Below are 12,152 nucleotides of genomic sequence, written 5' to 3'. Positions count from 1 at the left end.
GTCGGATTGCGTTCCCGGCGGGGGGCGTGACGCCCACCCGCCAGTCGTAAGGATGGTGTCGCTGTCTTAGACGGCGAACATCAGCAGGAGCGCGACGAGGAAGGCGAAGATGCCCAGGGCCTCGGCGAAGGCGATGCCGATGAAGAGGGTCGCGGTCTGCGCGTTGGCGGCCGAGGGGTTGCGCAGGGCACCGGCCAGGAAGTTACCGGCGACGTTGCCCACGCCGATGGCGGCCATGCCCGAACCGATGGCGGCGAGGCCCGCACCGGCGAATTGACCCAGGGCGGAAGCGGCTTCGAGTTCCATGTGTTTTCTCCTTACGATGGAAGCTTGGCGAAAGGTGTCTGCTGTCCGTCAGTGCGACGGATGCAGCGCGTCCTTGAGGTAGACGCAGGTGAGGATGGTGAAGACATAGGCCTGGATGGCCGACACCAGAACTTCGAGCCCGTAGATGGCGACCACGCCCAGCACCGCGACGGGTGCCACGGCGGTCACGGCGGCGAAGCCCGCGAAGACCTTGAGCACCGCGTGGCCGGCCATGATGTTGCCGGCGAGACGGATGGAGTGGCTGACGGGGCGCACGAAGTAGGAGATGACCTCGATCACGGCGAGGATCGGGCGCAGGACGAGCGGCGCGGAGGACACCCAGAAGAGCCCCAGGAAGGACGCGCCGTTCTTGACGAACCCGAGGATCGTGACGGCGAAGAACACGCCGAAGCCCAGCACCGCGGTCACTGCGATATGGCTCGTGGGCGAGAAGGACATCGGGATCAGCGCCAGGAAGTTGGCGAAGAAGATGAAGAGGAAGATCGTGAAGATGTAGGGGAAGTAGCGCACGGCGTCCTTGCCGGTCACGTCCTCGACCATCTTGTAGACGAAGCCGTAGAAGAGCTCCGCCACCGACTGCCCCCGGCTCGGCACGATCGCGCGGCGGCGGGTCGCCAGAACGAAGAGGCCCAGCACGCAGACAACGGCGAGGGCCATCCAGAGCGTCAGGTTCGTCACCGTGTACCAGGCCACCTTATCGCCGGCCGCTCCGAAGAGCGGCTTGATGATGAACTGGTCCATCGGGTGGAAGCTCAGGCCGCCGTCGGAAGCTGGTTCAGCCATGTGTGTCCCCATCTTTCGGCGCGCCGGCACCGGGTTCCTTCAGCGGGGTGGCCGGATCGAGCCGCCCCTGTATCTCTTTCGCGGAGGCGATCACCGTCTTCACACCGGCCGCGAAGCCGAAGAGGACGAAGAGGACCATCAGCCAGGGGGACGTCCCCAGAAGCGCATCCAGTCCGTAGCCGATCCCGAACCCGATCCCGAGGCCCGCCACCAGCTCGATCACCATCCGCCAGGCAAGTTGCGCCTGGGAATAATGCTCCTCCATGTGATGCTTGTCCTCGGCCGGGCGCTTGGCGGCCAGCCGGGCCTCGAGGGCGCGAAGGCGGTCAGCGTCGTGGTCGTCGGACATGGGGCACCCATGGCAAGTCGCAGGCGGTTTACGGTCGGGGGCGGACCGAGTCAACGGCGTCAGAAATTCATTTGGATCATATAGTTACAAATCCCATTCTGGGAAATACAGCGGGCCATCTCGGAACCGAGACATTCAACGATCCGGTTGAACGTCGTTGACGCCGGCCTGCCGCCAGTGCATCGCGGGCCCATGTCTGACCCGCTTTCGTCCGTCTTCGCGGCCCTGGCCGACCCGACGCGCCGCGCGATCCTCGCCATGCTGCTCGAGGACGACATGGCCGTGACCGACGTGGCCGCGCCCCTGCCGGTGTCACTTGCCGCGGTGTCGAAGCATCTGGGCGTGCTGGCGCGGGCGGGTCTGATCCAGCAGGAGCGGCGCGGCCGCGTCGTGTGGTGCAAGCTCGACCCCGACGCGCTCAGGGGCGCGCGGGCGTGGATGCTGGGCTTCGGGCAGTTCGACGACCTGGACCTCGACGCGCTCGAATCCCTTCTGGAGAGACCGGAGACACGCGATGCTTCTTGATACCCCCGTCTGCGATTTCGGCTGGCCTGCCCCCGGCTTCACGTTGAAGACGCCCGAGGGCGCGACGCACAGCCTGTCCGATCACGCCGGCAAACCGGTGCTGGTGACCTTCATCTGCAACCATTGTCCCTATGTCGTCGCCGTCGCGGATCGGCTCGCGGCGGATGCGCGGGTGCTCATGGACGAGGGCATCGCCGTCCTGGCCGTCATGTCGAACGACTGGCGCGACTATCCTGCGGATGCGCCCGGGCGGATGACGGAGTTCGCCGCGAGACACGGCTTTCCCTTCCCCTACCTCGTGGATGAGGGACAGGCCGTCGGCCGGGCCTGGGGCGCGATCTGCACGCCGGACTTCTTCGGACTGAATGCGGAGCATCGACTGCAATACCGCGGCCGGCTCGACGACGCGGGACGGGGCGACGCGTCGGGGCGTGTGCCGGAGCTTCTGAACGCGATGCAGCAGATCGCGGAGACCGGCGAAGGCCCCCGCGATCAGGTTCCGAGCATGGGCTGCTCGATCAAGTGGAGCTGACGCCGCTCAGGCGTTGCGGTTCGGCATGAGATGGATCTCGCGCACGTCCGCGCGGCCCGGCGCGTTGAGCGCATGCATCACCGCATCGGCCACGTCGGACGCGTGCAGGCGACTGTCATCGGCCTCGTCGAAGAACTCGGTATCGACCATGCCGGGCGAGATCACGGTGCAGCGCCCGCCCCATTCCGTCATCTCCTCGGCGAGGTTGCCGGCGAAGCCGTGGACGAACCACTTGGTCGCGCCATAGATCGACCCCTTGATGTGCCGTCGCCCCGCCGCCGAGCCGGTCACGACGTAGTGCCCCTTCGTCTTGCGCAGATGCGGGAGCGCGCCGTGGGCGGTGTAGAGGATGCCCATCACGTTGGCGTGGATCATCGCGTGCCACTCCTCGGGGTCGCCGCCTTCGGTGCCGGGCGTGTTCGCCCCGGTGCCCGCGTTGGCGAAGACGGCGTCGATGCCGCCGAACCGCGCCGCGAGCGCCTGCAGCGCGTCGGCCTGTGCGCTCCGATCGGCCACGTCGCCGGGCAGGGCCAGCGCCGCGTCGCCCAGCTCGTCCGCCAGGGCGGCGATCTTGTCCTCCGAACGCGCGAAGAGCCCGACGCGCCAGCCGGCGGCCACGGCCTGCCGCGCGGTCTCGGCCCCGATGCCCGAGGACGCTCCGGTGATGAAGAGGGTTTTGCTGTCGGTCATCTGGCGCTCCGTGGTCTGCCTGTCGGAGGTCAACGCGGCGCGCCATCGCTGGTTTCCGACGCTTTGCCTAGGACAGCACCTGCCGGTAGAGCGCCGCGAGCCCCGCCGCCTTGTTCGGCCAGAGACCTTCGGCCGCCACCTTGGTCCGCGCGCCCTGCCCCAGCCGACGGGCGCGCTCGGGATCGGCGATCAACGCCCGGAGCGCGCCCGCGATGTCGCCGGCGAAGGTCTCCGGGTCGGTGACCGGCACCTTGATCGCGCAGCTCTCGTCGAGGATCGCATCCGGCCCTCCGGCCGCGGCGGCGATGATCGGCAGGCCCCAGCGCATCGCCTCGTAGACGACGTTGCCCGCCGGCTCCCGGAAGCTCGGGAAGACGTAGATGTCGGACGTCCGGTAGAGTTCCTCCACCTCCGCGCGCGGAATGAGGCCCCGGAAGGTGACCCGGTCGGCCACCCCGAGGCGTGCGGCCTCGGTCCGGCAGGCGGCGATCTCGGGGCCGTCGCCCGCGCTCGTCAGGTGCAGGCGCGGATCGTTCACCTGCGCCATCGCCCGGATCGCGTCGCGCAGCCCCTTGGTGCGCACGCCCCGCCCGACGTGCAGGAGGCGGATCGTGTCTTCGTCCCGCGTGGGCCGCTCGGGCGCGAGATCCTCGATCCCGAGTTCGAGCACGTTGGCATAGGCGCGCGGCGCGATCCCGGCCGCACGCAGCGTCTCGCCCACGTAGGGGGCGACCCCGAGGATCATCGCCGCCTCCGCGTAGCTGCGCCGGAGCCAGGGATCGTGCCGCAGGCGCGGGACGTCGAGCGCGCGCAGCCGCGTGAACCAGCCGGCCGCCGCGACCTCGTGGGCGAAAGCGGGCGGCGTAGGCAACGCGCCGCCGAGCGGGCCGATGACATAGGGCAGGCCGTGGCCGCGCAGGGGTGAGGCATAGCGCATCGCCTGCGGCATGATCTGATGCGCGAGGTCGTAGTCGCCCGCGTGGCGTGCGAGGTGACGGCGGACGTGCCGCACGAAGAGCGGCCATTCGGGCTTCAGCATCGCCGCGAAGCGCCCGCCACGGGGGATGAAGCGCGGCGCGGGCCAGGTGACGGCGCGGGCCTGTGGCAGCTGCTCCGCGATCGGCGCGTGGCTGGGGCTCTGGAAACAGGCGACGGTCAGATCGACGAGGGGCGCGAGCGCCTCGGCCCAGCGGAAAGCCACGAAGGCTTCGCCGGTCGATTGCCCCGAGAGATAGGGCGAGATCAGCAGGACGCGGGGTCTTGGTAGTTCGGTCATCGGGCCGGTTTCACCACGCCCGCCCGCGCGCGGGAAGTCCCGTCAGGTCAGGCGGCGCTTCAACTCGGCCGAGAGTGTCTCCATGTCCTCACCCGTCTGCGCCCCGAGCCGCATCAGCCCGAACTGCACGCGCGCGACTTCCTGATAGTACCCCGTGAAGACGTAGTTGGTCGCCGCACCCGCCGCCGCCCCGATCACCGGCACGGTCTGCGCGGCGAGCTTCTGGCCGAGCGGGACGGCCAGGCGCGGCGCGACCTTTGCGATGAGCCCGTGGACGGCGCTTCCGGTGACGGTGAGTCGCAGCGTGAGAAAGCTGAGGTCGGTGCCGTCGTCATCGTCGAGCGGGCCGGCCGCGGCGAAGACCCGCAGGCAGGCCGCGCGCACCTCGGGCAGCGCGGGGTCGAGGCCGTGCTCGTCGGCGATGGTCTGGATCGCGCGCAGGATCACCGTGGTCGTCACCGGCAACTCGGCCAGCGCCGACGGCAGCCCGCCGAAGCCGCCCGCCGCGCCCGTGCCGACCGAGATCGCGCGGCTGAGCCAGTCGGGCGCATCGGCGATGCGGCCCCCACGCGTGGCCTTGGCCGCATCGAAGGACTGCTCGAGCGCGGCGGCGGTCGCGCGTTCGAGGACGGCGCGCACCTGTTCGGGCAACATCTCCAGCAGGCCCTCGGCCTGCGTTCCGACAAGGTTGAGCACCTGCATCCCGAGGCCCGAGGCCTCCCGCATCTTGCGCGCCAGCCGGTCGAGCTCCGCCTCCCGGTCGAGGGGCGGGAAGATCTGGGCGCGGGCGGGGGGCGGCATCGTCTCGGTCATGGGACAAGAGATGGGTGCGACGTGACCTCGCGGCAAGGTCGAGGGTCAGACGGCGCGGGTCACACTGCCCGCGATCCCGTCCCAATCCCAGACGCCGAGCACCCGGTCGGGGTTCGTCGGCGGGGGCATCGTCACGCCCCGAAGCCGGCGAAAGCCGAAGCGGCCATAGTAGGAGGCATCCCCGACGAGCAGCACCCGCGCCACGCCGCCCACCGCCGCCCGGTCGAGCCCCGACTGGAGAAGGAACGCGCCCAGCCCCTCGCCCTGCCGCGTCGGGTGGACGGCGACGGGCCCGAGGAGCATCGCGGAGTGTGGACCGACGCACACGGGCCAGAAGCGGATCGCGCCCGCGACCTCCCCCGCCGCGCCCCGCGCGACGAGGCACAGATCCCGGGCCGGCGGCACACCGTCGCGCAGCCGGTAGGACGACAGCGCCGTGCGCCCCGGCGCGAAGCAGGTATCGAAGAGGGCCTCGACCTCCCAGCCGTCGGCCTCGGTTTCGCGGTGCAGTTCCATCGCCCGGTTGTTGCCCGTTCCGGCCGGGGTGGCCAGAGCGTCGTGCGATTTTGCGGTGCCCACGGCCCTTGGATCGCCGCGAGGCTCCGCCTAGGGTCGCGGCGACAGACCCGAGAGGATACGCATGTTCTACCGCCCCGAGGACGGCCATGGCCTGCCGCACAACCCGTTCAACGCCATCGTCGCGCCGCGGCCCATCGGCTGGATCAGCACTCGGGGGAGCCTCGGCGACAACCTCGCGCCCTACTCCTTCTTCAACGCGGTGGCCTATGTGCCGCCGCAGGTCATGTTCGCCTCGACCTCTTCCAAGCCCGATCGCGACGGCACCAAGGACAGCGTGGCGCAGCTGCGCGAGAGCGGGGTCTTCTGCGTCAACATCGTGGAATACGCGATGCGCGACGCGATGAACGCCTCCTCGGCGGCGCTGGCCGCGGGGGAGGACGAGTTCGGCGTGGCCGGTGTCGAGAAGGTGCAATGCGAGACCATCGACTGCCCCCGCGTCGGCGGCACGCCAGCGGCGCTCGAATGCCGGGTGACGCAGGTGGTGGAGCTGCCGGGGGAGGCCAATATCGCCGTCTTCGGCGAGGTGACGGGCGTGCACATCCGCGACGATGCTCTCAGCGACGGGATCTTCGACGTGATGTCCTTCGGGCCGATGGCGCGGCTCGGCTACAAGGACTACACGCGGGTCGAAAACCTCTTCTCGCTCGCGCGACCGGACGAGTGACGCGGGGGGAAGACTTTTCGCCGAAAAGTCTTCCCGCCCCGCTCAATGGCCACCGAGGATCCCCGTGCGGACGCCGTAGTTCGCCGCGACCGCGTAGTCCGGGTCGTCGTCGCTGTCGACGATGAGGTGGCCGGCCTTCGTCAGCAGCCTGTGGCAATCGCGCGTCAGGTGACGCAGCTGGATCTGCTTGCCCGCCGCCTCGTACTTGGCGGCCACCGCCTCGATCGCCTGCAGCGCCGACTGGTCGGCGACCCTGCTGTCGGCGAAGTCGACGATCACGAGCGAGGGGTCGTTCGCCGGATCGAAGAGCTCCACGAAACCCGTCGCGGAGCCGAAGAAGAGCGGCCCCTGAACCGCATAGACCTTCGCGCCCTCCGGTGTGCTGTGCGCGCGCGCGTGGATGCGCGTCGCGTTCTGCCAGGCATAGGCCAGCGCCGAGACGATGACGCCCACGACGACCGCGATTGCAAGGTCGAACCGCACCGTCACCGCGGTCACGAGGATGATGACCGCCGCGTCGATCTTCGGAACCCGGAAAAGGATGCGGATCGAGTTCCATGCGAAGGTGCCGATGACGACCATGAACATCACGCCCACCAGCGCGGCGAGCGGGATCTGCTCGATGAGGGGCGAGGCGACCAGGATGAAGAGCAGCAGGAAGAGTGCCGCAGCCAGGCCGGAGATGCGGGTGCGGCCGCCGGACTTCACGTTGATCATCGACTGGCCGATCATGGCGCAACCGCCCATGCCGCCGAAGAAGCCGGTGACGGTGTTGGCCGCACCCTGGGCGATGCATTCCTGGCTGGCGCCGCCGCGCTGGCCGGTGATCTCGCCCACGAGGTTCAGGGTCAGCAGGCTCTCGATCAGGCCGATGGCCGCGAGGATGAGCGCATATGGCGCGATGATGCGCAGCGTCTCCAGGTTGAGCGGCACGTCGGGCAGCGCGAACTGCGGCAGCCCCCCGGAGATGGAGGCGAGGTCGCCCACGTTCGGGACCGGCAGGCCGAAGACCAGCACGACCACAGCCGTCACCGCGATGCCCGCGAGAGGCGCGGGAATGGCATTCGTGAGCTTCGGCAGCCCCCAGATCACCGCCATCGTCAATGCGACGAGCGCCAGCACGAGCACGAGCTCCATGCCCGTCATCCAGGCCCCGTCGGCCGTGCGGAAGAAATCGAGCTGCGCCTTGCCGATCACGATGGCGAGCCCGTTAACGAAGCCCAGCATGACGGGATGCGGCACGAGCCGGATGAACTTGCCCCAACGCATGATGCCCACGAAGATCTGGATAATCCCCATGAGGACGACCGTCAGGAAGAGATACTGTACGCCCACGCCCTCGGGAAATTGCGTCACGAGGCTGACCATGACCACGGCCAGCGCCCCCGTCGCGCCCGAGATCATGCCGGGCCGGCCGCCGATGAGCGCGGTGACGAGGCCGACGATGAAGGCGGCATAGAGCCCGACGAGCGGATCGACCTTGGCCACGAAGGCGAAGGCCACGGCTTCGGGCACGAGCGCGAGCGCGACGGTGAGCCCGGCCAGAACCTCGACCCGGATCACGCCGGCGCTGAGCGAGGAGGTGGGCGCGACGCGCAGGTCGGGGGCATCGAAACGGTTGGCAAATCTTGCCAGCAGGGAGGGGCTGCTCAAGGTAACATACTCGCGGTCGTGTCGGGTTTGGCGCGCTCTAGCAGGGAACAGCGCGCAGGGACAGCCCCCGCGCGGCCTTGCGCCCGGCGCGACCTCCCGGCACTCTCGGCCCATGGGGATCATCCGGGCCTGGGCCGACATCACCGCGCTTGGGCCCGAGGACGCCCTGACCGAGGCCGAAGCTGCGTTGATCGCCGCCGCCCGCGCCGGCGAGCGCTGCATCCTCGGCAGCGGCAGCCGGCCCGAGGAGTCGACGCCCGACCGGCGCGTCCGCGCCTCGATCCTGCGGTTCCTGTTTCTCGGCGGATGCCCCGATTGCCGGGTCGAGGGGCCGGGCGTGTCGCTGCGCGGGGCCTGGATCGAGGGCGAGATCGACCTGTCGTTCCAGGAGACACGGGGCGCAAGCGCCCTGATCGCCTGTCATTTCGACGCGCGCCTGATTGCGCGGCAGGCCAAGCTGCGCACGCTCGACCTGAGCCGGAGCCGTTTGGCCCGGCTCGATCTGCAGGGCGCGCATGTCACCGGCGATCTCTTCCTTAGGCAGGTGGAGACGCGCGGAGAGATCCTTCTGTCCGGCACCCGCATCGGCGGACAACTCGACGTGGAGGGCGCGGTGCTCGACGGCGCGAAGGGGACGGCCCTCATGGCGCAGCGCCTCACGGTGGGCGAGGGGCTCGTCTGGCGCGGGGTCCGCGTGCTGCGCGGCGCGGTTTCGCTTCACTCGGCGCGGGTGGGCGTGCTCGCGGACGATGCGCGCGGGTGGCCCGGAGCGGAGGACCTCGTGCTCGACGGCTTCGTCTACGACCACATCGCGGGCGAGGCCGACCTCTCCGCGCGTCTCGACTGGGTCGAGGCCGGCAGCTTCGTAGGTCCGCGCTTCCATCCGCAACCGTTCACGCAGCTCGCCCGCATCTTTCGCCAGATGGGGCGCGAGGGCGACGCTCGCCGCGTCCTGCGCCGGCGCGAGCGGCGCTTGCGACAGCAGTCGCGCCGGCGACGCCTGCATCGGCCGGACGGCACGCCGCGCGAGGGCGGCGACCGGTTGCTCGCGCTCTTCGGCGTCGCCTGGCGGTGGGTCTGGGATGCCCTTCTGCGCGTAACGACGGGCTACGGCTACCAGCCGTTCCGCAGCTTCGCCGCGCTCGGCGTGCTCTGGCTTCTCGCGGTGACACTGGCGCATTTCGCCTGGGACGCCGGCGACTTCGCCCCGAACGCCGCGCCGGTCCTCGTGTCAGACGATTGGCAGTCGCTGGCCCTCAGCGAGACCCGACCCGCGCAGGCCTGGTCCGCGCCGGGTGCCCCCGGTCAGGACTGGGAGACGTTCAACCGCTACGCCTATGCCGCGGACCTCGTGATCCCGATCATCGACCTGAACCAGACCGACGCCTGGGCCCCTTCGACCTCGCGCGGGCCCTGGGGTCGATGGCTCTGGGGCGCAGGCTTCGTGCTCAACATCGCGGGCTGGATCGTCACGGCGCTCGGGGCGGCCGCGATCACCGGGGTCATTCGACGCGATTGACGCCTTCCCTGCGCGGCGGGGGCTGCTAGGGTGCGCGGGTCGAAAAAGGGGAGACGGGATGCCGGTCATCGGGGTCATCGGAGGGTCGGGGCTCTATGCCGTCGACGGGCTGCAGGACGCGACCTGGCGCGCGCAGGACACGCCCTGGGGCGCACCGTCGGACGAGATGCTGCACGGCACGCTCGACGGCACCGAGATGATCTTCCTGCCCCGGCACGGGCGCGGGCACGTTCACAGCCCCTCGACCGTCCCCTACCGCGCTAACGTCGCGGCGATGAAGGCCGCCGGGGTCACGCATCTGGTCTCGGTCTCGGCCACCGGCTCCTTCCGGGAGGAGATGGCCCCCGGCGATCTCGTGATCGTGGACCAGTTCATCGACCGCACCTTCGCCCGCGAAAAGAGCTTCTTCGGCACGGGCTGCGTCGCCCATGTCTCGGTCGCGCATCCGGTCTGCCCCGCGCTTTCGGCCGCTTGCGCGCGGGCAGCGCGGACGGCGGGCGCGACCGTGCACGAGGGTGGCACCTACCTTGCCATGGAGGGACCGCAGTTCTCGACGCTGGCCGAATCGCGGCTCTACCGCGACTGGGGCTGCGACGTGATCGGGATGACGAACATGCCCGAGGCCAAGCTCGCGCGGGAGGCGGAGCTGCACTATGCCTCGGTCGCCATGGTCACCGACTACGACAGCTGGCACCCCGACCACGGCTCGGTGCAGATTACCGACATCATCGCCACGCTGCAGGCCAATGTCGCCCGGGCCACGGCGATGGTCGCGAACCTGCCCGCCGAGGTGACGGACGCGCCCTGCGACGAGGGCTGCGACCGGGCGCTCGACCATGCTGTGATGACAGCCCCCGAGGCCCGCGACCCGGCCGTCGTGGAGCGCCTGCGGGCGATCGCCGGACGAGTGCTGTGAGGGCGCTTCTGGCCGCCCTGCTGCTGCCCTGCGCCGCGATCGCGCAGGAGTTCGTGGAAGTGCCGGGCCCGGTGAACGACGACGCCTTCTATCGCGCCGTCGCCTGTGCCGCCGATCCCGGCGGGGACTGCCGTAAGCCGTTCCTGCGCTGGCCGGAGGAGAAGCGCGCCGCGCTGACCGTGGGACTCGCTTCGGTCACGGAACGGCTGGAAGACTGGCAACGGCGGCTCTACGAGGAGGGGCTGGACAACGCCATCGCCGAGGTGAACGCACTGGGCACCGGCATCCGGCTGACCCGCGAAGAAGACGCCGTGGACATCGCCGTCCATATCGTCGCCACCCCGCCCGGCCATGTGATGCGCGACACCGGGGTCGCCGACCTCGACGGGGCGCTGCTCCCGCTCGGCCGCGTCGCCCTGCGCGCCCGTGACGGTGTGATCCGCGAGGCGCTGATCGCCGTGTCGGCCCAGGCCCGGCGGCGCGAGATCGCCTCGATCCTGCTCGAGGAGATCGTGCAGGGCCTCGGCCTGATGACCGACGTGCGCGGCCCGGCCTATCGCCGCAGCCTCTTTTCGGAGGACGGCAATTCCGTCACCCGCCTCGAGGGGCAGGACGCCATGGCGCTGCGGCGTCACTATGACCCAGAGACTGGCCCAGATGTGCCCGAAGAAAGCTGACCCATGCAGAAGAAGACGATCCTCGACTATATCCGCACCATTCCCGATTTCCCGAAACCGGGAATCATGTTCCGAGATGTGACGACGCTCTTTGCCGATGCGCGGGGGATGCGGCTCTGCGTCGATCAACTGCTCGATCCCTTCGCGGGTGAGGAAATCGACGCGGTGGCGGGGCTGGAGGCGCGGGGGTTCATCCTTGGCGGGGCGGTCGCCCACCAACTCGGCTGCGGCTTCGTACCGATCCGCAAGAAGGGCAAGCTGCCGGGCGAGACCTTCGAACAGGACTACGCCCTCGAATACGGGACGGCGACGGTGGAGGTGCACCGCGACGCGCTGCCGCCCGGGGCGCGTGTGCTGCTGGTGGACGATCTTCTCGCCACGGGAGGCACCGCCCAGGCCGGGATCTCACTTCTGGAACGGCTCGGGACGCAGGTGGTCGGCTGCGCTTTCGTCATCGACCTGCCGGAGCTCGGCGGGCGACGGGCCCTCGAGGAGATGGACATGCCGATCCACACGCTTTGCGCCTTCGACGGTCACTGAATCCGTGCCCGACCGACGCGCGTCAATCATTTGGTAACCTTTTGATGCGACAAGATCGGCGTGGGCGTTCTAGCAGACCTCACCCATTCCCCCGCGCGCCCTGCCCTCCCCCGGCAGGGCGCGTTTCGTTTCAGGGGGTCACTTCGCACGCCCGCAGACAAGACTCTGACTGCCGATCGATACATGCAGAAACGAGAGCATAGGCGAACGTCAACAAATACACTCGCCTTTTAGTTGAAAAACGGGATTGCCGATATAGATGATTGGACGTCACCCTCGGGTGATGCTGCTTGCATGGCAGACGGTGCG

At 69.5% G+C, this 12,152-nt stretch carries 15 protein-coding genes; 7 read left to right on the top strand and 8 right to left on the bottom strand.

What is annotated here, in order from left to right:
• Positions 1–66: 66 nt before the first annotated feature.
• Genes HSX43_RS04325 through HSX43_RS04315 form a run of 3 tightly spaced genes read right to left on the bottom strand, consistent with a single transcriptional unit; the run spans position 67 to position 1,459 of the window.
• The gene (locus HSX43_RS04325) at positions 67–306 is read right to left on the bottom strand and encodes a F0F1 ATP synthase subunit C (RefSeq protein ID WP_092643324.1); all 240 of its coding nucleotides are present in this window, start codon (positions 304–306) and stop codon (positions 67–69) included.
• 48 nt (positions 307–354) lie between these two features.
• On the bottom strand, positions 355–1,110 hold the full coding sequence (locus tag HSX43_RS04320; RefSeq protein ID WP_179378875.1) for a F0F1 ATP synthase subunit A: 756 nt from the start codon (positions 1,108–1,110) through the stop codon (positions 355–357).
• A complete protein-coding gene (locus tag HSX43_RS04315; RefSeq protein WP_179378874.1) occupies positions 1,103–1,459 on the bottom strand; it encodes an AtpZ/AtpI family protein in 357 nt (118 codons plus the stop codon). Before HSX43_RS04315 ends, HSX43_RS04320 begins: the two co-directional genes overlap by 8 nt.
• A gap of 192 nt (positions 1,460–1,651) precedes the next feature.
• Here HSX43_RS04315 and HSX43_RS04310 point away from each other — a divergent pair, with 192 nt between their 5' ends.
• Complete coding sequence (locus tag HSX43_RS04310) at positions 1,652–1,984, top strand: ArsR/SmtB family transcription factor (protein WP_179378873.1); 333 nt, start codon at positions 1,652–1,654, stop codon at positions 1,982–1,984.
• Entirely contained in the window at positions 1,974–2,516 is a 543-nt protein-coding gene (locus HSX43_RS04305; protein ID WP_179378872.1) for a thioredoxin family protein, read from the top strand. Before HSX43_RS04310 ends, HSX43_RS04305 begins: the two co-directional genes overlap by 11 nt.
• A 6-nt stretch (positions 2,517–2,522) precedes the next feature.
• On the opposite strand, the gene HSX43_RS04300 is transcribed toward HSX43_RS04305, so the two are convergent.
• From HSX43_RS04300 to HSX43_RS04285, 4 genes are all read right to left on the bottom strand, one after another.
• Complete coding sequence (locus HSX43_RS04300) at positions 2,523–3,206, bottom strand: SDR family oxidoreductase (protein ID WP_179378871.1); 684 nt, start codon at positions 3,204–3,206, stop codon at positions 2,523–2,525.
• Between the two features lie 67 nt (positions 3,207–3,273).
• Positions 3,274–4,482, bottom strand: coding sequence for a glycosyltransferase family 4 protein (locus HSX43_RS04295; RefSeq protein WP_179378870.1), 1,209 nt, complete (start codon positions 4,480–4,482; stop codon positions 3,274–3,276).
• Between the two features lie 42 nt (positions 4,483–4,524).
• Entirely contained in the window at positions 4,525–5,295 is a 771-nt protein-coding gene (locus tag HSX43_RS04290) for an EcsC family protein (protein WP_235962498.1), read from the bottom strand.
• 45 nt (positions 5,296–5,340) lie between these two features.
• Entirely contained in the window at positions 5,341–5,811 is a 471-nt protein-coding gene (locus tag HSX43_RS04285) for a GNAT family N-acetyltransferase (RefSeq protein WP_179378869.1), read from the bottom strand.
• 124 nt (positions 5,812–5,935) lie between these two features.
• Here HSX43_RS04285 and HSX43_RS04280 point away from each other — a divergent pair, with 124 nt between their 5' ends.
• Positions 5,936–6,538: a flavin reductase family protein gene (locus HSX43_RS04280; protein WP_179378868.1), complete on the top strand. Its 603-nt coding sequence runs from the start codon at positions 5,936–5,938 to the stop codon at positions 6,536–6,538.
• A gap of 42 nt (positions 6,539–6,580) precedes the next feature.
• Here the strand turns inward: HSX43_RS04280 and HSX43_RS04275 are convergent, their stop codons facing one another.
• Positions 6,581–8,191: a SulP family inorganic anion transporter gene (locus HSX43_RS04275; RefSeq protein ID WP_407929359.1), complete on the bottom strand. Its 1,611-nt coding sequence runs from the start codon at positions 8,189–8,191 to the stop codon at positions 6,581–6,583.
• A gap of 112 nt (positions 8,192–8,303) precedes the next feature.
• Here HSX43_RS04275 and HSX43_RS04270 point away from each other — a divergent pair, with 112 nt between their 5' ends.
• Genes HSX43_RS04270 through HSX43_RS04255 form a run of 4 tightly spaced genes read left to right on the top strand, consistent with a single transcriptional unit; the run spans position 8,304 to position 11,843 of the window.
• Positions 8,304–9,710: a hypothetical protein gene (locus HSX43_RS04270; protein ID WP_179378866.1), complete on the top strand. Its 1,407-nt coding sequence runs from the start codon at positions 8,304–8,306 to the stop codon at positions 9,708–9,710.
• A 58-nt stretch (positions 9,711–9,768) separates the two neighbouring features.
• Positions 9,769–10,626, top strand: a complete 858-nt coding sequence (locus HSX43_RS04265; RefSeq protein ID WP_179378865.1) for an S-methyl-5'-thioadenosine phosphorylase — start codon at positions 9,769–9,771, stop codon at positions 10,624–10,626.
• On the top strand, positions 10,623–11,303 hold the full coding sequence (locus HSX43_RS19895) for a DUF2927 domain-containing protein (protein WP_179378864.1): 681 nt from the start codon (positions 10,623–10,625) through the stop codon (positions 11,301–11,303). The genes HSX43_RS04265 and HSX43_RS19895 overlap by 4 nt, the downstream gene beginning before the upstream one ends.
• A gap of 3 nt (positions 11,304–11,306) precedes the next feature.
• Entirely contained in the window at positions 11,307–11,843 is a 537-nt protein-coding gene (locus HSX43_RS04255; RefSeq protein ID WP_179378863.1) for an adenine phosphoribosyltransferase, read from the top strand.
• Positions 11,844–12,152 lie beyond the last annotated feature (309 nt).

It is taken from the genome of Jannaschia marina (assembly GCF_013404595.1).
In the GTDB taxonomy this organism is placed as follows: Bacteria; Pseudomonadota; Alphaproteobacteria; order Rhodobacterales; family Rhodobacteraceae; genus Jannaschia; species Jannaschia marina.
This window is presented reverse-complemented; position numbering and strand designations above follow the sequence as displayed.

Bases quoted from the DNA above. Each gene is read 5' to 3' on its own strand.
- HSX43_RS04325 (WP_092643324.1), bottom strand. From the start codon at position 306: ATGGAACTCGAAGCCGCTTCCGCCCTGGGTCAATTCGCCGGTGCGGGC.
- HSX43_RS04320 (WP_179378875.1), bottom strand. From the start codon at position 1,110: ATGGCTGAACCAGCTTCCGACGGCGGCCTGAGCTTCCACCCGATGGAC.
- HSX43_RS04315 (WP_179378874.1), bottom strand. From the start codon at position 1,459: ATGTCCGACGACCACGACGCTGACCGCCTTCGCGCCCTCGAGGCCCGG.
- HSX43_RS04310 (WP_179378873.1), top strand. From the start codon at position 1,652: ATGTCTGACCCGCTTTCGTCCGTCTTCGCGGCCCTGGCCGACCCGACG.
- HSX43_RS04305 (WP_179378872.1), top strand. From the start codon at position 1,974: ATGCTTCTTGATACCCCCGTCTGCGATTTCGGCTGGCCTGCCCCCGGC.
- HSX43_RS04300 (WP_179378871.1), bottom strand. From the start codon at position 3,206: ATGACCGACAGCAAAACCCTCTTCATCACCGGAGCGTCCTCGGGCATC.
- HSX43_RS04295 (WP_179378870.1), bottom strand. From the start codon at position 4,482: ATGACCGAACTACCAAGACCCCGCGTCCTGCTGATCTCGCCCTATCTC.
- HSX43_RS04290 (WP_235962498.1), bottom strand. From the start codon at position 5,295: ATGACCGAGACGATGCCGCCCCCCGCCCGCGCCCAGATCTTCCCGCCC.
- HSX43_RS04285 (WP_179378869.1), bottom strand. From the start codon at position 5,811: ATGGAACTGCACCGCGAAACCGAGGCCGACGGCTGGGAGGTCGAGGCC.
- HSX43_RS04280 (WP_179378868.1), top strand. From the start codon at position 5,936: ATGTTCTACCGCCCCGAGGACGGCCATGGCCTGCCGCACAACCCGTTC.
- HSX43_RS04270 (WP_179378866.1), top strand. From the start codon at position 8,304: ATGGGGATCATCCGGGCCTGGGCCGACATCACCGCGCTTGGGCCCGAG.
- HSX43_RS04265 (WP_179378865.1), top strand. From the start codon at position 9,769: ATGCCGGTCATCGGGGTCATCGGAGGGTCGGGGCTCTATGCCGTCGAC.
- HSX43_RS04255 (WP_179378863.1), top strand. From the start codon at position 11,307: ATGCAGAAGAAGACGATCCTCGACTATATCCGCACCATTCCCGATTTC.